Annotated in this window: 21 protein-coding genes; 11 read left to right on the top strand and 10 right to left on the bottom strand. The window is 71.9% G+C overall.

Translation table 11 applies throughout. The annotated features are described in order from the left end of the window. Positions 1–4 precede the first annotated feature (4 nt). Genes FVS66_RS01370 through FVS66_RS01360 form a run of 3 tightly spaced genes read right to left on the bottom strand, consistent with a single transcriptional unit; the run spans position 5 to position 4403 of the window. Entirely contained in the window at positions 5–1243 is a 1239-nt protein-coding gene (locus FVS66_RS01370; RefSeq protein WP_149179124.1) for a hypothetical protein, read from the bottom strand. A 17-nt stretch (positions 1244–1260) separates the two neighbouring features. After that, positions 1261–3120 (bottom strand): lipopolysaccharide biosynthesis protein, encoded by a 1860-nt coding sequence (locus FVS66_RS01365; protein WP_187645331.1) that lies wholly within the window; start codon positions 3118–3120, stop codon positions 1261–1263. Then, positions 3117–4403 carry a glycosyltransferase family 4 protein gene (locus FVS66_RS01360; protein WP_262386734.1) on the bottom strand — a complete coding sequence of 429 codons (1287 nt, stop codon included), beginning with the start codon at positions 4401–4403 and terminating at the stop codon, positions 3117–3119. Before FVS66_RS01360 ends, FVS66_RS01365 begins: the two co-directional genes overlap by 4 nt. A 130-nt stretch (positions 4404–4533) precedes the next feature. Between FVS66_RS01360 and FVS66_RS01355 the strand changes: the two genes are divergently transcribed. Further along, positions 4534–5004: an adenylyltransferase/cytidyltransferase family protein gene (locus FVS66_RS01355; protein WP_149179092.1), complete on the top strand. Its 471-nt coding sequence runs from the start codon at positions 4534–4536 to the stop codon at positions 5002–5004. On the opposite strand, the gene FVS66_RS01350 is transcribed toward FVS66_RS01355, so the two are convergent. Continuing rightward, on the bottom strand, positions 4982–5704 hold the full coding sequence (locus tag FVS66_RS01350) for a CDP-alcohol phosphatidyltransferase family protein (protein WP_149179091.1): 723 nt from the start codon (positions 5702–5704) through the stop codon (positions 4982–4984). The genes FVS66_RS01355 and FVS66_RS01350 overlap by 23 nt on opposite strands. Before the next feature lie 62 nt (positions 5705–5766). Further along, on the bottom strand, positions 5767–6903 hold the full coding sequence (locus FVS66_RS01345; protein ID WP_149179090.1) for an LCP family protein: 1137 nt from the start codon (positions 6901–6903) through the stop codon (positions 5767–5769). Positions 6904–7094: 191 nt separating this feature from the next. On the opposite strand from FVS66_RS01345, the gene FVS66_RS01340 reads away from it, so the two are divergent. The 4 genes from FVS66_RS01340 to FVS66_RS01325 all read left to right on the top strand — a co-directional run bounded on the left by FVS66_RS01340 (position 7095) and on the right by FVS66_RS01325 (position 11317). Beyond that, positions 7095–7745, top strand: coding sequence for a peptidase (locus FVS66_RS01340; protein ID WP_149179089.1), 651 nt, complete (start codon positions 7095–7097; stop codon positions 7743–7745). 4 nt (positions 7746–7749) lie between these two features. After that, entirely contained in the window at positions 7750–8676 is a 927-nt protein-coding gene (locus FVS66_RS01335; protein WP_149179088.1) for a hypothetical protein, read from the top strand. 248 nt (positions 8677–8924) lie between these two features. Continuing rightward, positions 8925–9872 carry a hypothetical protein gene (locus FVS66_RS01330; RefSeq protein WP_262386733.1) on the top strand — a complete coding sequence of 316 codons (948 nt, stop codon included), beginning with the start codon at positions 8925–8927 and terminating at the stop codon, positions 9870–9872. Positions 9873–9886: 14 nt separating this feature from the next. Beyond that, on the top strand, positions 9887–11317 hold the full coding sequence (locus FVS66_RS01325; protein ID WP_149179086.1) for a hypothetical protein: 1431 nt from the start codon (positions 9887–9889) through the stop codon (positions 11315–11317). Positions 11318–11394: 77 nt separating this feature from the next. Here the strand turns inward: FVS66_RS01325 and FVS66_RS01320 are convergent, their stop codons facing one another. Continuing rightward, positions 11395–12903 (bottom strand): peptide MFS transporter, encoded by a 1509-nt coding sequence (locus tag FVS66_RS01320; protein WP_149179085.1) that lies wholly within the window; start codon positions 12901–12903, stop codon positions 11395–11397. 336 nt (positions 12904–13239) lie between these two features. On the opposite strand from FVS66_RS01320, the gene FVS66_RS01315 reads away from it, so the two are divergent. Together FVS66_RS01315 and FVS66_RS01310 are read left to right on the top strand one after the other, a co-directional pair. Next, positions 13240–13917: a response regulator transcription factor gene (locus FVS66_RS01315; RefSeq protein WP_187645330.1), complete on the top strand. Its 678-nt coding sequence runs from the start codon at positions 13240–13242 to the stop codon at positions 13915–13917. A 12-nt stretch (positions 13918–13929) separates the two neighbouring features. Further along, the gene (locus FVS66_RS01310) at positions 13930–15201 is read left to right on the top strand and encodes an ATP-binding protein (RefSeq protein WP_149179083.1); all 1272 of its coding nucleotides are present in this window, start codon (positions 13930–13932) and stop codon (positions 15199–15201) included. Positions 15202–15246: 45 nt separating this feature from the next. Here FVS66_RS01310 and FVS66_RS01305 read toward each other — a convergent pair whose 3' ends face one another. After that, positions 15247–15780: a GtrA family protein gene (locus tag FVS66_RS01305; protein ID WP_149179082.1), complete on the bottom strand. Its 534-nt coding sequence runs from the start codon at positions 15778–15780 to the stop codon at positions 15247–15249. Positions 15781–15940: 160 nt separating this feature from the next. Between FVS66_RS01305 and FVS66_RS01300 the strand changes: the two genes are divergently transcribed. Genes FVS66_RS01300 through FVS66_RS01290 form a run of 3 tightly spaced genes read left to right on the top strand, consistent with a single transcriptional unit; the run spans position 15941 to position 18862 of the window. Then, positions 15941–17131 carry a 5-(carboxyamino)imidazole ribonucleotide synthase gene (locus FVS66_RS01300; RefSeq protein WP_149179081.1) on the top strand — a complete coding sequence of 397 codons (1191 nt, stop codon included), beginning with the start codon at positions 15941–15943 and terminating at the stop codon, positions 17129–17131. Between the two features lie 28 nt (positions 17132–17159). Beyond that, complete coding sequence (gene purE, locus FVS66_RS01295; protein ID WP_149179121.1) at positions 17160–17657, top strand: 5-(carboxyamino)imidazole ribonucleotide mutase; 498 nt, start codon at positions 17160–17162, stop codon at positions 17655–17657. Beyond that, a complete protein-coding gene (locus FVS66_RS01290) occupies positions 17654–18862 on the top strand; it encodes a dipeptidase (RefSeq protein WP_149179080.1) in 1209 nt (402 codons plus the stop codon). The genes purE and FVS66_RS01290 overlap by 4 nt, the downstream gene beginning before the upstream one ends. A gap of 74 nt (positions 18863–18936) precedes the next feature. Here FVS66_RS01290 and FVS66_RS01285 read toward each other — a convergent pair whose 3' ends face one another. After that, complete coding sequence (locus FVS66_RS01285) at positions 18937–20280, bottom strand: UDP-glucose/GDP-mannose dehydrogenase family protein (RefSeq protein ID WP_149179079.1); 1344 nt, start codon at positions 20278–20280, stop codon at positions 18937–18939. Positions 20281–20499: 219 nt separating this feature from the next. On the opposite strand from FVS66_RS01285, the gene FVS66_RS01280 reads away from it, so the two are divergent. Then, positions 20500–21648 carry an acyl-CoA dehydrogenase family protein gene (locus tag FVS66_RS01280; RefSeq protein WP_262386732.1) on the top strand — a complete coding sequence of 383 codons (1149 nt, stop codon included), beginning with the start codon at positions 20500–20502 and terminating at the stop codon, positions 21646–21648. Between the two features lie 35 nt (positions 21649–21683). Here the strand turns inward: FVS66_RS01280 and FVS66_RS01275 are convergent, their stop codons facing one another. Both FVS66_RS01275 and FVS66_RS35630 read right to left on the bottom strand, forming a co-directional pair. After that, positions 21684–22616 (bottom strand): site-specific integrase, encoded by a 933-nt coding sequence (locus FVS66_RS01275; RefSeq protein ID WP_262386731.1) that lies wholly within the window; start codon positions 22614–22616, stop codon positions 21684–21686. A gap of 608 nt (positions 22617–23224) precedes the next feature. Further along, on the bottom strand, positions 23225–23350 hold the full coding sequence (locus FVS66_RS35630) for a hypothetical protein (protein ID WP_262386730.1): 126 nt from the start codon (positions 23348–23350) through the stop codon (positions 23225–23227). Positions 23351–23457 lie beyond the last annotated feature (107 nt).

Below are 23457 nucleotides of genomic sequence, written 5' to 3'. Positions count from 1 at the left end.
GCGGTCAGTGCCGCGCCGGCGCGGGGGCGCCGTCGCCGGAAGCGGTGGGCGCCGCCGCACGGCGCCGTACCAGGACCACGCGCACCCAGGCGGCCAGCGCCTTCGCCGCCGAGCCGCCCGCCAGACCCCATGCCGCGCCCACGGCGCCCGCCAGGACGTAACCCGCGGACAGCAGGGCCACGGACAGCAGCGAGAAGACCACCTGGACAGGGAGGGTCTCGCGGGGGCTGAGCACCCGCAGCGTGAGCAGGGCGCTCACCCCAAGACCCATCAGCGTGTACTGCGCGGTGGAGGCCGGCAGCAGCGCCGCGACGGCGGGCCAGGTGTCGCCCAGCACCCGGCGGCCCCAGCCGTCCGGGAGGAGCCACCACACCCCGCCCCACGCCGCCCCGGCCACCGCCAGTGCCCCGCCCAGCAGGAGCGTCGCCCGCACCACGGCCCGGCCGCCGAGCCGGTTGAGCAGCGGCGGGCCGAATCCGTTGGCCGCGCCGAAGAAGACGTTCAGCGGCCCGAAGAGCGCCGAGGCACCCCGTAGCGCCCCGACCGCGAGGGGGCTGCCCAGCAGGCCGAGTGCCAGCACCGCCAGCTGACTGGAACCGTTCCCGACGGCGAACTCGACGACGAACCGCTGTCCCAGATGACCCCGGCGTCCGTACCGCCGCAGATCCGTACGTCCCACCGCCAGCGGCCGCCGCAGCAGCAGCACCGCCGCCGCGAGCCCCGGCAGGGCGGCCAGCCCCCACGCCGTCACCAGCCGGGCGGGGGACGCCCCGGCGGGCTGGAGGGCCAGCACGCTCACGGTCGACACCAGCCGCAGCCCGTCCGCCAACAGCGCGTGGTGCGGGCGCCCCAGGACGGAGAAGCAGTACCGGGCGGCGTCCTGGAGCAGGACGACGGGCAGGACCGCGCCGAGCGCCATGAGCGCCCGTCCTGCGGGCGGAACCACGCCACCGGAGGCGGCCAGCACCGCCCCCGTGGCGAGCGCCGCCGTCCCGGTGAAGGCGAGCGCGGAGCGGCAGGCCGTGGCGACGGTGTCCGCGCCGCCGCGCACCAGCACCAGCTCCTGTCCCACGTACGCCATGAAGAGCCCGAGGGTCACGGTGAACACCAGGTACACCATGGAGAACTCCGCGAACCCGGACGCCGTCGACAGCCGCGCCGCCAGCACGAGCACCAGGATGTTGGTCAGCCCGGCGGCGCCCTGGTCGAGCACCGAGACGAGGGCGGCGGTACGTCCGCGCAGCATGCCGCCCGTGCCGGTCACGAGCGGTCGGGGGGTACGACGGCCCGCAGCGCCATCGTGGACGTCCCGTCGCCGAGCGCCGCCCCACCGGCCCGGTCGTCGTCCCGGCCGTCCGGGCGTCCCTCCCGGCCGTCGCCGTCGCCGTACCGGCCGTCGCCGTACCGGCCGCCGTCGTACCGGCCGCCGTCGTCGCGGACCGGGCCTCCGCCGTCGTCGCCGTCGGCACCGCGCCGCCCACCGGCCTCCGCACCCGCGGGCACCCGCGCCGCCCCGTTCCGCCGTCCGGGCGCGCCGTTCTTGCCCGCTCGCCTCTTGCCCGCTCGCCCGCCCCTGCCCCGCTGGCCGCGGTGCATGACGGTGCCGAGCACGGTCCCGCCCGCGCCGGTGATCAGGTCCCGCAGGCGGGCCAGCTGGGAGCGGTGCACACCCCGTGGGTCGCACACCACGAGCACGCCGTCGACCCGGTCCACCAGCGCGAGTGCGTCGGCGTACGCGAAGACCGGAGGGGTCAGCACGATGACCGTCACCTGCGGGTCGTCGGCCTCCTCCACCAGCCGGGACATCTCCGGCGAGGTCAGTGCGCGCGCCACGTTGCGGACGCGCGTGCCGGGCACCAGCTCGAAGCTCCCCGACTCGCCCGCGTCCACGGTGAGCCGCCGCCCGCTCGGCCAGCCGTCCGCCTCACCCTCGTACGTCCAGGACGGGCTGCTGATCTCGCGGGCCCGCACGTGCTTCTCCAGCGACGGCCTGCGCAGCTCGGCCTCGACGATCAGCACCCGCTTGCCGGTCTCGGCGAACGAGGCGGCCAGGTTGACGGCCACGGCCGCCGCCGTACGGCTGGAACCGCGCGGCGCGGCCACGAGCAGTCGCCGCCGGTCGGCGAAGCGCTGGTCGTAGGCGAGCCGGTAGGCGATCGACCGGTACTCCTCGGCCAGTGGGGAGTCCTCGCGGTCCTCGGTGAGCAGGGGACCGGTGTCGTGCGTACGGGGCAGGGACCCGAGGACGGGCGCGCGCAGCGCACGCGCCACGTCGCCCTCCGAGCGGGCCGCCGGGTCGAACACCAGCCGCACCCAGGCGAGGAGCAGCCCCAGCGCGACACCGACGGCGCCGCCGAGCCCCAGGGACAGGGCCCAGCCGGGGCCGTCGGACGAGGCGGGCGGCGTCGCGGTCCTGATCACCTTGCCGGGCGTCATGTCGAGCGCCTTGAGCTTGCTGATCCGGTTGCTGAGCTCGGTGATGCGGTTGAGCAGGTTGGCCTTGACGGCGTAGTCGGACTCGGCGTCGGCCCCGGACCTGTCGTCGAGCTTCGAGGCGAGCTCGTCGTGCTGCTTGGCGATCGGGTCGAGCTGGGCCTGCAGCCCCTTGATCATGGTGTCGCGGGTGTTCTCCGTCTGCGCCCTGCGATCCGAGAGGTACGCCGCCACCAGCGCGTTGGCGCGCCGCGCCGACACCTCGGGGTCGGCGTGGGTGTAACTGAACCGGAGGACCTGCGACTTCGGCGGGTTGGTGACCTGCAGTCCCGACACCAGATCCGCCGGGTCGCCGTCGAAACGGAGTGTGCCGGAGGCGCGTTCGGCGGTCCGGTGGCTCGTGGCGGCCTGCCGTTCCGTGTTCATGTCGAGGGTCTTCTCGACCGCGATGCTCGGATTGAACGGGTCCTCGGTCGGGACGCGCAGCACCACGTCACTGGTGGCCACATATGTGTCGGACGTGCTGTAGCCGAGCCAGGCACCGCCGAGGAGCCCCAGCAGCACACCGCCGGCGATGAGCCGGGGATAGCGCAGCAGCTGCCGGAACTGGTCCCGGAGCAGATCCGGCTCGTCCTCCGCGATCGTCGCGGGCACCGCCGCCGCCGGTCCGCCGTGTGCGTGTGTCACCTGTCCGTCCCTCCCGTCGCCTCGCGCTCCGCCGCCGACAGCACCTCGTCGAGGAGGGCGTCGTAGCGGGCCAGTCCCGCCGCCCGGCTCAGGTGCGCCTCGACATGACGGGGGCCGGCCGCCCCCAGTTCCCGGGCCGCCTCCGGGTCCGCCGCCAGCCCGCGTACGGCCGCCAGCAGAGCCTCGGGGTCCTCCGGCGGCACCAGCACGCCCGCACCCGAGCGCCGCACCTCATGGGCGGTGCCCCCGCCGTCCGCCACCGAGGCGACGACCGGCCGCCCGGCGGCGAAGTACGACGTCAGCTTGGACGGCACGCTCATGTCGAGCACCGACGCCCGCTGGGTCACGGCCAGCACGTCGGCGGCGGCCAGCACGTCCGGGAAGTCGCCGTCGTCGACCGGCGGCAGGAACTCGAGGTTGGGGACGCCGTCGGCGAGCTGTTCCAGGGTCCGGCGCTGGTTGCCGTCACCCATCAGCACCACCCGCACCGCGGAGTCGAGGCGGGCCGTCGCCACCAGCACCTCCAGCCCCTGCTTGAGGCCCATGTTCCCGGAGTGCAGGACGACGGTGTCCGAGGGCGCCCAGCCGAGGCGCCGTCTGGTCTCCGCCCGTGGCCGCTCGGGGGCCGTCACATGCGACCAGTTCGGCACGGTGCGGATCCGCTCCGGCGGCACGCCGAGGGCGGTGACGCGGGCCGTGAACGTGTCATGGATGACGCCGACGAGCGTGGCCCGCCGCAGCACGTACGACTCGACGCGTGCCGCCACCGCCGCCGCGCGGTCCCCGCCCTCGATGCCGCTCTGCGCGGCCGCGGCGCCCATCAGGTCCTGGACCACAGGTATGTAGGGCACCCGCCAGCGCGCCGCGAGCCGGGCCCCCGCCACGCCACCGGCGAGGCTGGGCAGTTGGGCCACCACGGCGTCCGGGCGGCCGATCCGCGGCGGGGCCGCGAGCTGGTGGGCGAGGACCGAGCCCTCGAACAGCGCGCGCCGCACCGCCGTCTGCCGGCGGGGGACGGTGTGCCGCCTGCGGTGCACGGTCACCCCCGCGCGGAGTTCCGTCCGCCGCCAGACGCCCCGGTACGCCGGGTCCACCGACCACGCCGGGTAGTGCGGCATGCCCGCCAGCACATGGGTCTCGTGGCCCGACGCCGCCCAGTGTTCGGCGATCTGAGTGGCGTACGGACCTATTCCGGTGTGCTCGGGAGCGTAGTTCGTGGACACCAGCAGCAGCCGCCGTCGCCGTCCTGTGCCGCCCTCATCCATCTGTGCCGCGTCCCCCATCGAATTGTCCCCCTCGTGACGAACGATCGCTCGTGCACCCTAATCGTTCACCTGTCCCACGCGAAGTGTGCACGGTACTGTCAGCCGGTACGCACGGGGGCGGACCGTTTCAGAGGGGGGCAAGCGAGTCATGTCCGAGCGCAAGCCATACCGGGTGGGATACGCGCCGGGGGCCTACGACCTTTTCCACATAGGTCACTTGAACATCCTTCGCCATGCCCGGCAGCACTGCGACTACCTGGTCGCCGGTGTGGTGTCGGACGAGATGGCGGAGCTGGCCAAGGGCCACCGGCCGGTGATCCCGCTCATCGAGCGGCTGGAGATCGTCCGCAACGTCAAGTATGTGGACGCGGCCTTCGTCGAGACCGTTCCCGACAAGCTGGAGACCTGGCAACAGGTCCGCTTCGACGTCCTGTTCAAGGGCGACGACTGGCGCGGCACCCCCAGGGGCGACCGGCTGGAGCGGGACTTCGCCTCCGTCGGCGTCGACATCGTCTACTTCCCGTACACGGTGCACACGTCGAGCACCCAGCTGCGCCGGGCGCTCGACGCCCTGACGGAGCGGACGCAGCAGCTGCCTACCGCGCCTGAGGGCGGCTGACCTCGCGGAACCACTTGGCGAGGAACAGCGGCAGATAGAGCAGGGCGGCGGCGCCCAGCAGCCCGTACCCCCACAGGAACAGCGGCCCACCGCCGAGCAGCAGGAAGACCAGGCAGAACACGCCGTGGTCCACCGGCAGCAGCGCCACCGCCCGCAGGGCCGACGGGGCGGCGGGCGCGCTGCCCGGGGCGGCCTTCGGCTTGAGCTGTTCGGTGAGAACACCGCCGAAGAACGTGACGACGGCGGCGAACAGGAAGGCCAGGGGCAGCAGCAGCCACGCGCGGGACTCCGTGCCGAAGTGCCCGGCGTGACGCTCGAAGGCGATCAGCACGGCGGTGTGGAGAGCGGTGATCTTCGCGCAGTCGACCACATGGTCCAGCCACTCGCCCGCCGGGCTCCCGCCGCCGCGCAGCCGCGCCAGCTGTCCGTCGGCGGAGTCGAACGCGAACCCGACGGCCAGCGCCAGCCACACCAGCGCCCCGGTCCACCAGGAAGGTGGTACCAGCGCGAGGGCCGCCACCCCGCTGAAGCTGAAGACCGCGCTGACGAGGGTCACTTGGTTGGGTGTGAGCCCGGCCGAATACGACCCCGCCGCGAGAACGCGGCCCGCGGGCCGGTTGACGTACCGCGAGTACAGCGACACCCCCTTCGCCGTCTTCTGAGCCCCCCTCAGCCGCCCCAGCGACTCTCCGAACGACATCTCCGCCACCATCGGTACCCCCAGCGTCGGTCACACGCACGAGCGTTCATGATGGCAGGCGGTCAGCCCGCGGTCGCCGGGGACTTCCTGGCCGACGCGGGTACGGGGGTGTCCTCGCGGATCGCCCGCCACAGCTCACCGGCCTGGGGCTCCGACGGCACTACACGGTTGGGGTCCGCCCGGTCGTACACGACCGGCAGCATGATCGTGTCCATGCCCGCAGGATCGATTCCGCGCATACTGCGGCCGAAGTCGACGAGCGCGGTGAGCGAGGCCAGTTCGGAGTCGGTGGTCAGCGACTTGGTCAGGGACGAGGCGATCCGGTACGACTTGGCCGGGCTGCCGAGCAGGTCCTGTCGCCGGACCTCGCGGAGCAGCGCCGTAAGGAACTGCTGCTGCAGCCCTATCCGTCCCAGGTCGCTGCCGTCGCGGTAGCCGTACCGGGTGCGGACGAACTTCAGCGACTCGGTGCCGTTCAGCCGGTGCGTGCCGGGTTCCAGGGTGAAGCCGCCCTTGGTGTCGCGGATGGGCTCGCGGACGTCGACGGTCACCCCGCCCAGCTCGTCGACGAGCTCCTTGAAGCCGGCGAAGTCGACCTCCAGGAGGTGGTCGACGCGTACGCCGGACATCTTCTCGACCGTCTTCACGACACAGGCGGAGCCGGCCGTGGAGTAGACGGAGTTGAACATCACGCGGGTGGCGGGCCCGGTCTCCCGGCCGTCCGGCGTCGTGCAGGAGGGACGGTCGACGAGGGTGTCACGGGGGATGCTGACCGCGACCGCCTTCGTCCGGTCCGCGGACACGTGCACCATCAGCGCCGTGTCGGACCGCGCACCGCCGACGTCGCCGCCGTCGAGCGCCGCGTTGGCACCGGCGCGGGAGTCGGAGCCCAGGACCAGCAGGTTCGTCGCGCGGAGCGCGCCGGGAGCCTTCTGCGGGCGGTCGTCGCCGAGGGCGCGGCCGATGTCCACCGCCTTGATGTTCCCGTCCAGGCCGCGGTACGCCCACCAGCCCGCGGCCGCCGTGCCGAGGAGGACGACGGCGCATCCGATGCCGACGGCCCGCTGGCCCCTTCGGCGGGTGGGTCTGCGGGGGCGGGTCCGCGAGCCTGCCCCGCCCTCTTCGCCGCTCGCCTCTCCGCTCGCCTCTCCGCGCGTGTCCTCGTCTCTCCCGTCGACCGACTGAACGGTGTCCGGCATCGCTGCCTCCCCCTCGCTGCTGGGCAGGCCCCCCTGCCTGACCGGGTCGGTGAACTATAAACGTCCCCCGCTCCCACGGGGGAGGCGCGAGCCGCGCCTTCTGTCTTCCCTCCCGAGGGGCTCGGGCGTACCTTGACGCCAATCTGATGTGCCGTCAGAAGACCGGCGTACCGCCATGAGGTGATCCCCACATGCCGTACCGGAAGCGGACCGCGCTCCTCACGACCCTGACAGTGGCGGGCGCGGCCGCCACGGTCCTCACCGGCTCGACCGCCGCGCACGCCGCCGTCGTGGACGTCGACTACGCGTGCCGGACGCCGATCGGGCCGAAGGGCGCCGTATCGCCGATCGACATCACGAGCGTGCGCAGCGGCACGGGGTACCGGCTCACCATGTCGTTCCGCAAGGGCGTCTCGTCCAGCCCGGTCGAGCTCGGCAAGGGGGCGATGAACCCGAGCGCCGTCATCCGGCTCGGCGGCGCCGAACAGGGCACGGTCAAGGTGTCCGGGCCGGCCAACGCCGAGGCAGTCCCCGCCGACACGCCCATCAGGATCGGCGACTTGTCGGGTACGTACACCCCGCGGAAGAGCGGCAAGGTGACCTTCACGGCCGGGGTGCTGACCATCAAGGCCCTCGGTACGACCACCACATGCACCCCGAAGAACGCCCCGAAGCCGTCGCTGGAACTGGACGTGACGGCGGCGGGCGGCGGCGGCCCGGCGGAGCTGCCCAGGACCGGGCCGGTGGACGCGGCGGTGGCGCTGGGCACGCTCGGGGGGACGGTGCTGCTGGCCGGGGTGGGCGGGGTGCTGTGGCTGACCCGCCGGCCGGCCGGGACGTAGACCCGTGCGCCGCGCACCGGTGCCCGCGCTCATGGCCTGCGTGCTGCTGTCGCTGTACGCCCCGGCCGCGACTGCCGCGACTGCCACCGAGGGGGGTGGGCCGGACTGGACGGTGACACCGGCCTCGGGCGGCGGGAGACCGTCGCTGTACCTGGAGGGGCCACCGGGCACGGTCCTGGAAGACGCGCTGTCCCTGACCAACCGCGGCGACCGCCCGCTGACGCTGCGGCTGGGCGCGGACGCGGACGCTGGCGCGGGTACGGGCGCTGGCGCGGGCTCGGGCGCGGATGCGGGTAGAGACTCGGGTACGGGCGCGGCCTGGGCGGGCTGGGTCCGGTTCGCGACGGACCGCGTCACGGTGCCGCCCCGCACCCGCGCCGACGTCCCGTTCACCGTCACCGTCCCGACCACCACCCCGCCCGGCGACCACACCGGCACGCTCACCGCCACCACGGCACCGCCCCGCGCCCGCGAGGCCACGGTCCCGCTGCGCCTCCGCGTCACGGGCCCGCGCCTGCCGGCACTGACGGTCGAGAACCTCCGGATCGACTCGGACGCCATCCACTACACCCTCGTCAACCGCGGCAACACGCCCCTCGACGCCCACGTCACGCTCCATGCGAAGGGCACCCGGGGCACCACGCTCCTGCACCGCCCCGAACACTCCACGGGCCGCGCCCTCCCCCCGGCCGCCCGTCGCCCCGTCATCACACCCTGGCCATCCGACGACCGCCCCGGGCTGGACCGGGTGACCGTCCACGTGACCGCCACGGCGGCCGGCACCCGCCGGGCTCGGGCCGAGGCGACGTACACACCCCCGGGCGCGGTGGCGGCGGTCTGGACGACGGGCACGCTCGCCACGGCAGCGGTGGCGGCTGCCGCGGGCACGGCACTACGCCGCCGCCGACAAGACAGGGAAGCGCCCCGGTGAGCGCCGCCAGGTCCATGGCGACGCCCCGCCCGCTCTCATCCGTGGCGTTCGTGACGAGCAGTGGGCTCCGACGTCGGACGAACCGCGTCACGGGCCTCGTCTCGGCGGCGGGTTTCCCGCGTGGTCGGGGCCGCGGCCACCGGTGGCGCCCCGGGCTTCTGCGGCCTCGGCGGTGTGTCCGCGCCGGCGGCGACGGCGGCGGCGGCCGGCGGACGCCCGAGCGGTGGACGGGCGGTACGCGCGCCTTGGTGGCCGCCCTGGTGGGGTGTCTGCTCGTGCTGCTGCCCGTGTCGGCGGCGACCGGGGCCGCCGCCGACGGGCCCAGCGTGACGCTCTCCCGTACGGAGGCGGCGAAGGGCGGTGAGCTCACCGTCACCGGGACCGGCTGGCCGAGCCGGACGCTGGTCATGGTGCTGCTCTGCGGCCGGGCCGCGCCAGGGCGGGGCCTCGTCGGCGGGACCAACGCCTGTGCCAACGCCCAGGGGCGCGCCGTCACGACCGACCCTCAGGGCACCTTCGGCAAGAAGCTGCCGGTCGTCGCGCCGCCCGGCCCCTGCCCATGTGCCGTGCATGTGGCGACGGTGACCGGCGAGGCCGCCACGGCCGACGCCGCGCTGCGCGTCACAGGCCACCCGGTCGAGCCCCTGCCCGACGGGGTGGGCGACGGGCGGCTCGCCGTGCTCGACACGGCACGGCTCGACGGGGCCGACGGGCTCCTCGTGCGGTTCGGCGCACCGCCCTCGCGGCGGATCGTGCTCGCCGTCGGCAACACCGGGTCGGCACCCCTCAAGGACCCCGTCTTCGAGGTGGGCACCGCGCACGGCGTCTACGCACCCCAGTGGGAGGAGCGCCAGTGGCGCGGCACCGTCCCGCCGGGCGGCCGGGCCGAGGTGGAGCTGCCCGTACAGCTTCCGGCGGGCGCCCACGGCGACTACCAGGTGTCCGTACGGTATGGCGGCACAGTCCTGGCCGAGCACCCCTGGCGCGTGCGCCGGCCCTGGGGCGTGACGCTCTTCTGGGTCCTGCTGGCCGTCGTCGTACCGACCGCGCTGTACCGGGCCGGTATGGCCGCCGTGAACCGCGTACGGCCCCGGCGTCCGGCCACCGCCGCGCCCGGACAGCGGGGCCCGATGCCCTGGTTCACCCCCGACTCCGCACCGTCAGAGAACGCAACGACGACGAAGGGACAGCCGTGAACACCCAACGGCGAATGAGCGCGGCCGGCGTCGCGCTGATGCTCGGCGGCGCGGGCATCCTGCTGACCGCGGCCCCGGCCGGCGCGGCGGAGGTGGCGTACGCGACCAAGTGCGTGCCCCCGCCCATCTCCGGTCTGCCGCCGGTGCAGGGCACCACGAAGGTGGAGATCACCGCACCGGCCGAGGCGAAGGTCGGGGACGAGGTCGAGGTGGTCTGGAAGACGGTCGCGGCCGCGTCCAAGAACCCCGACGTGCTCGACCTGGCGAAGGACACCGTCAAACCGAGCGGCACCATCACGCTGGGCGGCGCGGCAACCGGTGAGCTGGCCGTGGAGGGCCCTCGGCAGAACCCGCCGATCCCCAAGAACAGCCCCATGGTCCTGCCCGACATGAAGGGCACTCTCAAGCTGGAGCAGGCCGGCGAGATCACGCTCACGCCGGGCGCGTACACCATCAACGTCTCCAGGCCCATCTCGACGGACACCAAGTGCACGCCGACGGAGGAGGTCGCGGCAGGCGCGACGATCAAGGTGACGGAGGAAGGGGGGAGTTCGGGCGGTACGACCACGAGCGGAGGCACGGACAGCGGCGGTACGACGACGAGCGGCGGAACCACCACGAGCGGCGGAACCACATCCGGAGGCACGACGACGAGCGGCGGAACCACCTCCGGCGGAACCACCACCGGCGGAACCACCTCCGGCGGAACCACCTCCGGCGGAACCACCTCCGGCGGCGGCGACGGCGGCGGAAGCGACTTCCCCGGCAAGGAGGTCGCCGTGACCTTCGCCTGCGAGTCGCCCGGCCCGACGAGCATCGACACCAAGGTCACCATCGACGCCGAGAAGAGCGGCGGCGCCTTCGGCCTCACCGTCCGTACCGCCAAGGGTGTCATGAACAGCCCCGCCGCCCTCCCGGCCGGGGCGCTCAAGCCGTCCATGGCGGTCACCGTCGGCGGCGCCGACAAGGGCACCGTCACCGTCACGGGCCCGGCCAACAAGGACCCCTTGGAGCAGGGCAAGCCGGTCGACCTGCCCGACATGACGGGTACGTACAAGCCGGGGGCGACCGGTAAGTCGACGCTCAGCCCCGGCACGCTCACCATCGACGTCACCCTCGGCGGCCAGGAGATCACCATCCCGTGCGAGGTCCGGGGCGAGGCGGCGGTGTCCCTGGAGCTCGACACCTCCGCCCAGCCGGGCGGCACATCCGGCGGCACCAGCACAGGAGGTACGACCACCGGCACCACCGGTGCGACCGGCACCACCGGCACGACGGGCACGACAGGCACCACCGGCGCCGGCGGTGGCACCCCCGGCGGCCTCGCCGCCACCGGCTCCGAGGACGGCGACGCCCTCCGCGCCCTCGCCCTCGTCGCCGGGACCGCGGTCCTGCTGGGCGGCGCGGTGTTCACCTTCACGCCCTGGCGGCTGCTGAGGCGCTGACCGCACGCGAACGGGTCGGCACGGAAGACTCCGTGCCGACCCGTTCACCGTCGCTCCCGCCGCGGCGGGCGGAAGACCTACTTCACATTGCCCATCAACGCGCGGATCCTCTTCCCGGCGAGCATGAAGGACAGCCCCGCCGTCCCGGCGATGACGGCCCACATCGTGTAGTAGACCGAGTCGCCCAGCACCCCGTTCAGCTTGGTCACCCAGCCGTTCAGTGCGTTGCCCGTCGCCGAGGCGAGGAACCAAAGGCCCATGATCTGGCCGACGAACACCTTCGGCGCCAGCTTCGTGGAGAGCGACAGGCCCACCGGGGACAGACACATCTCACCGAGGGTCTGGACCAGGTAGACGCTCAGCAGCCAGAAGACGGTGACCCTGCCGGTCTCGCTGTTGGCCGCCGCGGCGCCCGCCAGGCCCATGATGGCGAACGAGCCGCCGATGAGCAGCATCGCCAGGGCGAACTTCATCGGGGTGCTCGGCTCGCGGTTCCGCTGGGCCAGCCTCACCCAGACCGTGGCGAAGATCGGCGCCAGGACGATGACCATGGCCGGGTTGACGGACTGGTACCAGGAGGCCGGGAACTCCCAGCCGCCGATGACGCGGTCCGTCTTGTTGTCGGCGAAAAGCGTCAGCAGCGAGCCGGACTGGTCGTAGATGAGCCAGAACAGCACGGCGGTGGTGAAGAACCAGACGAACGCCTTGATCTTCGGGCGGTCCTCGCTCTTCAGCGCCGGGTTCCGGAAGATCGCCACGAAGTAGACGACCGGCACCACGAGACCCATGATCGCCAGCACGTTGACGATGTGCTCGACGTCGAACGTACCGAGCACGACGTCAGCCAGCAGCGCGGCGACGGCGACGCCCGCCCACAGGCCGGCCTTGCGCAGCACGGCGCGCCTCTCCTCCGGCGTGGCCGGGGTGCCGGGCTCCTTGCCGACGTCACCGAGGTGGCGGCCGCCCAGCACGTACTGGACGACGGCCAGCGTCATACCGACACCGGCGACACCGAAGCCGAGGTGCCAGCTGATGTGCTCGCCGAGGTAGCCGACGAGCAGCGGCGCGACCATGGCGCCGAGGTTGATCGCCATGTAGAAGAGCGTGAAGCCGGCGTCGCGGCGGGCGCCCGGCCGGCCCTCGTAGAGACCACCGACCATCGCGGAGATGTTCGGCTTCAGCAGGCCCGTACCGAGGGCGATGAGGCCGAGGCCGATGAAGAACGCGATGTCGCTCGGGACGGCCAGCGTGTAGTGGCCCAGGGCGATGACGATGCCGCCGACGAGGACGGCCTTGCGGGCACCCCACAGGCGGTCGGCGATCCAGCCGCCGGGCATGGCGGCCATGTAGACGACGGCGTTGTACACACCGTAGATCGAGGCGGCGAGCGCCTCCCTGTCCTCCAGCGGGCCGTCGAGAACGCCGGCCACCAGGTACAGCACGAGAATGGCGCGCATTCCGTACCAGGAGAAACGCTCCCACATCTCGGTCATGAAGAGCGTGGCCATACCGCGGGGGTGGCCGAAGAAGGTCTTCTCGCTGCCAGGGGGGTTGCCGGGCGAGTCCTTCGTCAGGCTGGACGCCATGGTCGATCCTTGTTCGTTCGGGACGCGCGCCGCCTCGTGAGCGATCCGCGCCCGCTCCGACACGTCATTCCTCAGCCGCGCAGAAAAGAGACCTCTGACGTGTCAACGAGTGATTCCGTCAAAGGTCCCTGATTGCCTGCTACAAGCGTCTTGCCACCATACGCCATGACACTCCGTCATATGGAAGGGGCTTGAGAGGTGAATCACAGGTCAAGGCGGAACCGTAAGCGCACATTTCAAGGTCACTGCCAGGATGGCCTCCCTCACGCCCGGATGGTTGATGATCTTGACGTGATCTCCTCACGACGCCCACACGGTGCGGACTACCATCACTCCATGACGCGTGTACTGCTCGCCGAGGACGACTCATCCATCTCGGAACCGCTGGCCCGCGCGCTGCGGCGCGAGGGGTACGAGGTGGAGGTCCGGGAGGACGGACCCAGCGCGCTCGACACGGGACTGAAGGGCGGCGTCGACCTGGTCGTGCTCGACCTGGGCCTGCCCGGCATGGACGGCCTGGAGGTCGCCCGGCGGCTGCGGTCCGAGGGGCACGCGGTGCCGATCCTCGTACTGACCGCCCGCGCCGACGAGGTCGACACCGTGGTCGGGCTCGACGCGGGCGCGGACGACTACGTCACCAAGCCGTTCCGGCTCGCCGAACTGCTCGCCCGGGTGCGGGCCCTGCTGCGCCGCGGCGCCGCCGAGCCCGCACCGCAGCCCGCCACGCACGGCGTGCGCATCGACGTCGAGTCCCACCGCGCCTGGATGGGCGACGAGGAGCTCCAGCTCACCGCGAAGGAGTTCGACCTGCTGCGTGTCCTCGTCCGGGACGCCGGCCGGGTCGTCACCCGGGACCAGCTGATGCGTGAGGTCTGGGACACCACGTGGTGGTCGTCCACCAAGACCCTCGACATGCACATCTCCTGGCTCCGCAAGAAGCTCGGCGACGACGCGGCGAACCCCCGCTACATCGCCACCGTCCGCGGTGTCGGCTTCCGCTTCGAGAAGAGCTGAGGCGAGACCTCCGTGCGCCGCCGTCTGATCAACTCCACACTCGCCGTGGTGCTGGTCGTCATCGCCGTCTTCGGGGTCTCCCTCGTCATCGTCGAGACCCGCACCATCAGCAGCAGCGCCCAGGAGAGCGTCGACTCCGAGGCGGTCCGGCTCGCCAGCATCGTCGACAGCCGGCTGATCGGCGGCGAGCCCGTCAATCCGGGCATCCTCTCCGACCACAGCGGCGCCGAGCGGTACGCCCGTATCGAGATCCCCGGCCAGGCCCCCATCGAGGTGGGCGCCCGCCCCGAGGGCAGCGTCATCCGGGGCACGGCCGTGGGGGAGCGCGGCGAGAAGGTCACCGTCGAGGAGTCCCGCTCCTCCGTGACCCGCGAGGTCGGCCGTACGCTGCTGATCATCGGCGCCGTCGCACTCCTCGCCGTCGTGGCCGCCGTCCTCCTCGCCGTACGGCAGGGGAACCGGCTGGCGACCCCGCTCACCGACCTCGCCGAGACCGCCGAACGGCTCGGCTCCGGCGACCCCCGGCCCCGCCACCGCCGGTACGGCGTGCCCGAGCTGGACCGGGTCGCGGACGTCCTGGACGCGTCCGCCGAGCGGATCGGGCGGATGCTCACCGCCGAGCGGAGGCTCGCCGCCGACGCCTCCCACCAGCTCCGCACACCGCTGACCGCGCTCTCCATGCGGCTGGAGGAGATCTCCGGCACCGACGACCTGACGACGGTGAAGGAGGAGGCGACGATCGCCCTCGCGCAGGTGGAGCGGCTCACCGACGTCGTGCAGCGGCTGCTCACGAACTCCCGCGACCCGCGCACGGGCTCCGCCGTCGCCTTCGACCTCGACGAGGTCGTCAAGCAGCAGGTCGAGGAGTGGCGGCCGGCCTACCGCAGCGCGGGCCGGGCGATCGTACGGTCCGGCAAGACCGGCATGCGGGCCGTCGGCACCCCGGGCGCGGTCGCCCAGGTGCTGGCCGCGCTGATCGAGAACTCGCTGATGCACGGCCGCGGCACGGTCGCCCTGCGCACCCGCGTCACCGGCAACCAGGCCGTCATCGAGGTCACCGACGAGGGGCCCGGCGTCCCCGCCGAACTCGGGGCGCGGATCTTCGAGCGGACCATCAGCGGCCGAAACTCGACGGGCATCGGCCTGGCCGTGGCCCGCGACCTCGCCGAGGCGGACGGCGGCCGGCTGGAGCTGGCACAGCTGAAGCCGCCGGTGTTCTCGCTGTTCCTGAGCCGCGAGGTGGGGAGCCGTGACGACGGCTCGTCCTCACGGCTCGTCCGCTGAGGCCGGCGCGGGTCAGCGGGGGCAGTGGGCGGGTCAACGGGCGGGTCAGCGGGCGGGGCCCACCGGGGCCGGGGCGTCCTCGGTCCTCCGCTGCTCCAGCATCCTCGCGGACGCCGCCGCCCCCGTCGGCACGGCCTCGGGTACGGCGGGAATCGCCCGGAAGACCCAGGTGCGGTACGACCAGAACCGGAACAGTGTCCCGATACCGATCCCGAAGAACTTGAAGAAGTTGTTCTGCAGCGGGCTGTCCCAGCCGAACCCGTACGTCGTCGTGTACAGGATTCCGTTCTCGATCACCATGCCGGCCAGGCTGAACGCGAAGAACAGCGTCGCCTCCCGGGTCCGCCGGGTCTTGTCCCGGTCCCGGTAGGTGAAATAGCGGAAACCCACGTAGTTGCAGGCGATCGCGATGACCGTGGCCAGGAGACTCGCCCGCACCACCGGCAGGTCCGTGGTCTGCCGCAGCAGATTGAAGGCCGCCATGTTCACCAGCAGGCCGAATCCGCCGACGAGGCCGAATTTGGCTATCTCCCGGACGAGCTGTGCCAGTCGCACCCGGAGGGCGCTCTGTTCACTCATAATGATCGTTTCAGTCCCGTCCGCCGGTCACACGCGTCAACCCGGCCATGCTAACCATCACCCGGATGACACGCGCGGGCGAGAAGGACGAGAAGAAGCCGAGAATCCTCTTGCGCGGGCACCGTGCGGGGCTCCGACGGGCGGCGGATACCCTAGGAGAGTGACGTTCCCGGTAGTCGGCATGGTCGGTGGCGGTCAGCTCGCCCGTATGACCCACGAGGCGGGCATCCCCCTCGGCATCAGATTCAAGCTCCTCAGTGACACTCCCCAGGACTCCGCGGCCCAGGTCGTGAGCGATGTCGTCATCGGCGACTACCGCGACCTGGACACGCTGCGTGACTTCGCGCGGGGCTGCGACGTGATCACCTTCGATCACGAGCACGTCCCGACCGAGCACCTGAGGGCCCTGGAGGCGGACGGCATCCCCGTCCGCCCGGGGCCCGACGCGTTGGTGCACGCCCAGGACAAGGGCGTGATGCGCGCGAGGCTCGACGCGATCGGCGTGCCCTGCCCGCGCCACCGCATCGTGGCCGACCCGGCCGACGTGGCCGCGTTCGCCGCCGAGATCGAGAGGGACGGGCACGAAGGGCCCTCGGACGAGAGTGGTGCGCGACGCGCGGGCGGCTTCCCCGTCATCCTCAAGACGGTGCGCGGCGGCTACGACGGCAAGGGCGTGTGGTTCGTACGGTCCGAGGACGAGGCCCGCGACCCGTTCCTGGCCGGCGTGCCGGTCCTCGCCGAGGAGAAGGTCGACTTCGTACGGGAGCTGGCGGCGAACGTCGTCCGCTCCCCGCACGGCCAGGCCGTGGCGTACCCGGTCGTGGAGTCGCGGCAGGTCGACGGCGTGTGCGACACCGTGATCGCCCCGGCGCCCGGCCTCCCGGAGGACCGCGCCCTGGAGGCCCAGCAGCTCGCGCTGCGGATCGCCCGGGAGCTGGGCGTCATAGGCCACCTCGCCGTCGAGCTGTTCGAGACCCGCGACGGGCGGATCCTCGTCAACGAGCTGGCGATGCGCCCGCACAATTCCGGCCACTGGACACAGGACGGCGCGATCACCTCCCAGTTCGCCAACCACGTCCGGGCCGTGCTCGACCTCCCGCTGGGCGACCCCCGCCCGCGCGCGAAGTGGACGGTCATGGCGAACGTCCTCGGCGGCGACTACCCGGACATGTACCAGGCGTATCTGCACTGCATGGCCCGCGACCCGCAGCTCAAGATCCACATGTACGGCAAGGACGTGAAGCCCGGCCGCAAGGTGGGCCACGTCAACACCTACGGCGACGACCTGGACGACGTGCTGGAGCGCGCCCGCCACGCCGCCGGCTATCTGCGAGGAACGATCGTTGAGTAGCGCACCCGGCCCCCTCGTGGGCATCGTCATGGGCTCGGACTCCGACTGGCCGGTCATGGAGGCCGCCGCGCAGGCCCTCGACGAGTTCGAGATCCCGTACGAGGTCGATGTCGTCTCCGCGCACCGGATGCCGCACGAGATGGTGGCGTACGGCGAGGAGGCCGCCGGCCGCGGGCTGAAGGCGATCGTCGCGGGTGCGGGCGGCGCCGCGCACCTGCCGGGCATGCTCGCATCGGTCACCCCGCTGCCGGTCATCGGCGTCCCGGTCCCGCTGAAGTACCTCGACGGCATGGACTCGCTGCTCTCCATCGTGCAGATGCCCGCCGGCGTCCCGGTCGCGACCGTGTCCGTGGCCGGCGCCCGCAACGCCGGTCTGCTGGCGGCCCGGATGCTCGCCGCACACGACGCCGACCTGCTGGCCCGTATGAAGGACTTCCAGCAGGAGCTGAACGACCAGGCCACGGAGAAGGGCAAGCGGCTGCGCGCGAAGGTCGAGGGATCGACGTCCTTCGGCTTCGCCAGGTGAGCGGCGAGCCCGGCCCCGGCGTGGGGAGACTCGGCGAGGCCCTGGACCTCCTCGCCGAGTTCCCCGTCGCCGACGGCCACAACGACCTGCCCTGGGCGCTGCGCGTGAAGGCCGGCTACGACCTGGACCGCCTCGACATCGCCGCCGACCAGACCGGCCACCTCCACACCGACCTGCCCCGGCTCCGCGCGGGCGGCGTCGGCGCCCAGTTCTGGTCGGTGTACGTACGCAGCGACATGGCCGGTGACGACGCGGTCAGCGCCACGCTGGAGCAGATCGACTGCGTGGACCGGCTGCTGGCCCGGCACGCGGCGGACCTGGCCCCCGCCCTGACGGCCGACGACATGGAGACGGCCCGCGCCGAAGGCCGTATCGCGTCCCTGAAGGGCGCCGAGGGCGGCCACTCCATCAACGACTCCCTCGCCACCCTGCGCGCCCTGTACGCGCTCGGCGTGCGCTATATGACGCTCACGCACAACGACAACATCGCGTGGGCCGACTCGGCGACGGACGAGCCCGGTGTCGGCGGCCTGTCGGCGTTCGGCCGCGAGGTCGTCCGGGAGATGAACCGTCTGGGCATGCTCGTGGATCTCTCGCACGTCGCGGCGACGACGATGCGGGACGCACTGGAGACCACCGAAGCCCCGGTGATCTTCTCGCACTCGTCCTCGCGGGCGGTCTGCGACCACCCCCGCAACATCCCGGACGACGTCCTGGAGCGGCTCCCCGCCAACGGCGGCGTCGCCATGGCCACGTTCGTCCCGAAGTTCATCCTGCCCGCCGCGGTGGAGTGGACGGCCAGGGCGGACGAGAACCTGCGGGCGCACGGCTTCCACCACCTGGACACCACGCCGGAGGCCATGCGTCTGCACGCGGCGTTCGAGGAGGCGAATCCGCGCCCGGTCGCCACGGCCGCGACGGTCGCCGACCACCTGGACCATATGCGCGAGGCCGCCGGCGTCGACCACATCGGCATCGGCGGGGACTTCGACGGCACGGCGTTCACGCCCGCCGGGCTGGACGACGTGGCGGGCTACCCGAACCTCGTCGCGGAGCTGCTGTCCCGGGGCTGGGCCCACACCGACGTGGCCAAGGTGACCTGGCGGAACGCGGTCCGCGTACTGCGCGACGCGGAGGCGGTGGCCCGCGAGGCGTCGTCCCGCCGGGGCCCTTCGACGGCGACACTCGCCTCCCTGGACGGCTGACGCTGCACCGACGACATACCGCGGGCCCCCGGCGATGCACGCCGGGGGCCCGCGGTACGTGCACGGGGGCGGTGCTACGCGCGAGGGCGCCCCATCGCGCGGAACGTCCAGCCCGCCGAGCGCCAGAGGTCCGCGTCCAGGGCGTTGCGGCCGTCCAGGATGACGCGGTCGTTCACGACCTCGCCCAGCTTCTCCGGGTCGACCTCCCGGAACTCCCGCCACTCGGTGAGGTGCAGCACCACGTCCGCGCCGCGCACGGCCTCCAGGGCGCTGTCGGCGTAGCCGAGGGTCGGGAAGAGGCGGCGGGCGTTGTCCATGCCCTTCGGGTCGTACACGGTGACCTGGCCGCCCTGGAGGTGGATCTGTCCGGCGACGTTCAGGGCCGGCGAGTCGCGGACGTCGTCCGAGTCGGGCTTGAAGGCGGCGCCGAGCACCGCGACCCGCTTGCCGAGGAACGTGCCGTCGCCGAGGGCCTCGCGGGCCATGCCGACCATCTGGCCGCGGCGGCGCATGTTGATGGAGTCGATCTCGCGGAGGAAGGTGAGCGCCTGGTCCGCGCCCAGCTCCCCGGCCCGGGCCATGAACGCCCGGATGTCCTTGGGCAGGCAGCCGCCGCCGAAGCCGATTCCGGCGCGCAGGAACTTGGCGCCGATCCGGTCGTCGTGGCCGATGGCCTCCGCGAGCTTCGCGACATCGCCGCCGGCCGCCTCGCACACCTCGGCCATCGCGTTGATGAAGGAGATCTTCGTGGCGAGGAAGGAGTTCGCGGCGGTCTTCACCAGCTCGGCGGTCGGGAAGTCCGTCACGACGAACGGCGAGCCCTCGCCGACCGGCACCTCGTACACCTCGCGCAGCAGCTTCTCGGCCCGCTCGCTCTCGACGCCGACGACGATCCGGTCCGGATGCAGCGTGTCCCGCACGGCGAAGCCCTCGCGCAGGAACTCGGGGTTCCAGGCCAGCTCCACGTCCGAGCCCGCGGGGGCCTGGTCGGCGAGCAGCCGGGAGAGCCGCTCCGCGCTGCCGACCGGCACGGTCGACTTGCCGACGACCAGCGCGGGCTTCTTCAGGTGCGGGGCGAGCGCGCCGAACGCGGCGTCGACGAAGCTCATGTCGCAGCCGTACTCGCCGTGCTTCTGCGGCGTGTTCACACAGACGAAGTGGACGTCGCCGAACGCGCCGACCTCCTCCCAGGAGGTCGTGAACCGCAGCCGCCCGGTGGAGCCGTCGAGCCCGGCGACGTGCTTGCCCAGCAGCTCCTCCAGACCCGGCTCGTACATCGGGACGCGCCCCTCGGAGAGCATCTCGATCTTCTCGGGTACGACATCGAGGCCGAGCACCTCGAAGCCGAGCTCCGCCATGGCCGCTGCGTGGGTGGCGCCGAGGTATCCGGTGCCGATCACGGTGATCTTCAGGGCCATGTGTGCTGCTCCAGTGCTGTACGGGCCGGGAATGCGAGGCTGAGCATAGTCGGGCCGTCCGGAGGGCATGGATCGGGCGCCCCCGCCGCTGTCAGCAAGCTCACTTGATCCTCACATATGCCGGACCGGTGGGTGCACACTAAAATTAGAGTTACTTAACGGTAGTTAGCACAGCTCAGGGGAGTGAGTGACAGATGGCGCCAAAGGGAGACAAGCACCGTGCCTGACTTCGATCTGTACCGCCCGTCCGAGGAGCACGACATGCTCCGGGACACCGTCCGCTCGCTCGCCGAGGCCAAGATCGCGCCGTACGCCGCCGCTGTGGACGAGGAGGCGCGCTTCCCGCAGGAGGCGCTGGACGCCCTGGTCTCCTCGGACCTGCACGCGGTGCACGTACCCGAGACCTACGGCGGTGCCGGTGCCGACGCGCTGGCGACGGTCATCGTCATCGAAGAGGTGGCGAGGGTCTGCGCGTCCTCCTCCCTGATCCCGGCCGTGAACAAGCTGGGCTCCCTCCCGGTGATCCTCTCCGGCGGCGAGGACCTGAAGAAGAAGTACCTGGGCCCGCTCGCCAAGGGCGACGCGATGTTCTCGTACTGCCTCTCCGAGCCGGACGCCGGCTCCGACGCCGCCGGCATGAAGACCAAGGCGGTCCGCGACGGCGACCACTACATCCTCAACGGCGTGAAGCGCTGGATCACCAACGCCGGTGTGAGCGAGTACTACACCGTCATGGCGGTCACGGACCCCGAGAAGCGCTCCAAGGGCATCAGCGCCTTCGTGGTCGAGAGGTCCGACGAGGGTGTCTCCTTCGGCGCCCCGGAGAAGAAGCTCGGCATCAAGGGCTCCCCGACCCGCGAGGTCTACCTCGACAACGTCCGCATCCCCGCCGACCGCATGATCGGCGCGGAGGGCACCGGCTTCGCCACCGCGATGAAGACCCTGGACCACACCCGCATCACCATCGCGGCCCAGGCCCTCGGCATCGCGCAGGGCGCCCTCGACTACGCCAAGGGCTACGTCCAGGAGCGCAAGCAGTTCGGCAAGCCCATCGCCGACTTCCAGGGCGTCCAGTTCATGCTCGCCGACATGGCCATGAAGCTGGAGGCGGCCCGCCAGCTCACCTACGCGGCGGCGGCCAAGTCCGAGCGCGTCGACGGCGACCTGACCTTCTTCGGCGCGGCGGCCAAGTGCTACGCCTCCGACGCCGCCATGGAGATCACCACGGACGCCGTCCAGCTGCTCGGCGGCTACGGCTACACCCGTGACTACCCGGTCGAGCGCATGATGCGCGACGCCAAGATCACGCAGATTTATGAAGGCACGAACCAGGTGCAGCGCATCGTCATGGCGAGGAACCTGCCGTAGCAGGGTTTTCGCAGGTCAGAGCCGGTTTCCCGGCTCTACAGGAGCGCACTCGGCTTTCCGCCCGTTGCGGCCCCATCAAGGCCGTTCGCGGGCGTCATGCTGGGGAAATCCTGGGGAGCTGAGGGCCTGAGAACGGCTGCTGACCAGCATAAACAGCACAGCCCCCGGCGTGATGCCGGGGGCTGTGTCGTGTGTGGATCTTGGCGACTTCTGGCGCCTCCGCCTCCGCCTCCGCCTCTGTGGGGTCGTCCGCGCCGGGAGTCAGCATGGTTGCGATGGCTGCCCCGACCGCGCTGCTCGGCGCCTTCGAAGATGTAGTGGTAGTGCTCCCTGAGCACGTCCGTGCTGCTGTGGCCCATCCAGTCGGCTACGTCGTTCTCGGGGACCCCGGCGTACAGGAGCCGGGACCCGTAGTAGTGCCGGAGCGAGTGCGCCTTGCAGTAGGTCACTCCGCCCTTGTCCAGCGCGATTGTCCAAGTCTTCGGGTAGAAGTACGACGCGTACAGGAACCCGGTCCGCGTCACGTGGGGAAAGAGGAGCCGCTCTGGTCCCCAAACGCCGTGATTCTGGATGTGCCGCCGCAGCTCGAAGGCGACGTTGGGCGGCAGGGGGATGACACGCCCCGGCTCCTCCTCGTCCCGAGCCTTGATGTGCCGACGCTGAAGGGCGCTGTTCTTGCCCGACTCGGTCTCGCCGTCCTCGGTGATCTGGAAGTCCACCCGAAGCGTCTCGCCCTTGAAGTCGATCTGGCCGCGTGAGACAGCCATGGCCTCACCGAGCCGCAGTCCACACCCGGCCATCAGCCAAAGCATCGCGCGGTAGCGAGGAGGGGAAGCGCCGAGCATGGCGAGGACTTCCCGCGTCGTCAGCCGTCGAGCCTTGCTCTTGTGCTCGAGAATCTCCTTGGCACGACTGCCAGCGCCTTTGACCCTCTTGCAGGGATTCCGACCGATGATCTCGTTGACCACAGCCCAGTCCATCATCCCCGAGAACAACGAGAACCGCTGACGAGGCGTCCGGGCGGAGAGCTTCCGGTCTCGAACGCGGTCTTGAGGGTCGCTGCTGGCAGCCAAGCAAGTAGCCAGCGGGAGATGTGCGTGGAGGGCGCCTTACATGGAGTGCCGGTGACACAGTTCTCACCGGCACCTACATGCCTACACCCCACGAATACTCGTGAGGTACGTACGGGAAGTCGGTACTTGCCTCAGATGCCTTCTCCGAACTACTGGGAGAGAGGCCGTCCTAGTTGTGTTGTCCGGACAGGCTGCTGGCGGGGCTGGGCACGGACTGCTGCGCCTGGCCGCGCCGCCCCAACGGCTGGCCGGACAAGCATCATCGAAAGGGGTACGAGTTCGGGCCCTTAGTGGCATGGTGGAAGAGCCGAGAGTGATCGCGGGGGGCTTATGGGGTCGTTGGGCAGATGGGCGGTCGCGGCCGTGGCGACGGTGGCCGCGTTCGCCAGTGGCACCTGGGTCTGTGGGGCGTTGCTGCGCTCCGTGATGGCGGACCCGGCCGTGCGGTGGGCCGTGGCCTGCGGGGTGGGGGCGGCTCTGTCCGCCCTGGCGGCCATGTGGGGTCACGGGTTCGCCACCTGCGGCACCCCACCGGCCACAGGTCGGCCCGGCGCGGACCAGGCGTCGGCGACCGCCTCGGGAGCGGGCTCGGTGGCCATCGGTGGCTGCAACAGGGGTGACATCTCCACCAGTGCGGCATCTCCCGGGCTCTTGTCGCCGCCCTCTCCGGATCCTCCGACACCGCCCCCTTCCGGCCCTCCGCCGTCTGCGGCCACTGCAACCGCGTCCGGTGACC

Source organism: Streptomyces sp. TRM49041 (assembly GCF_008271805.1).
GTDB lineage: Bacteria > Actinomycetota > Actinomycetes > Streptomycetales > Streptomycetaceae > Streptomyces.
The sequence above is the reverse complement of the archived record's forward strand: the minus strand, read 5'-3'. Positions and strand labels throughout refer to the sequence as shown.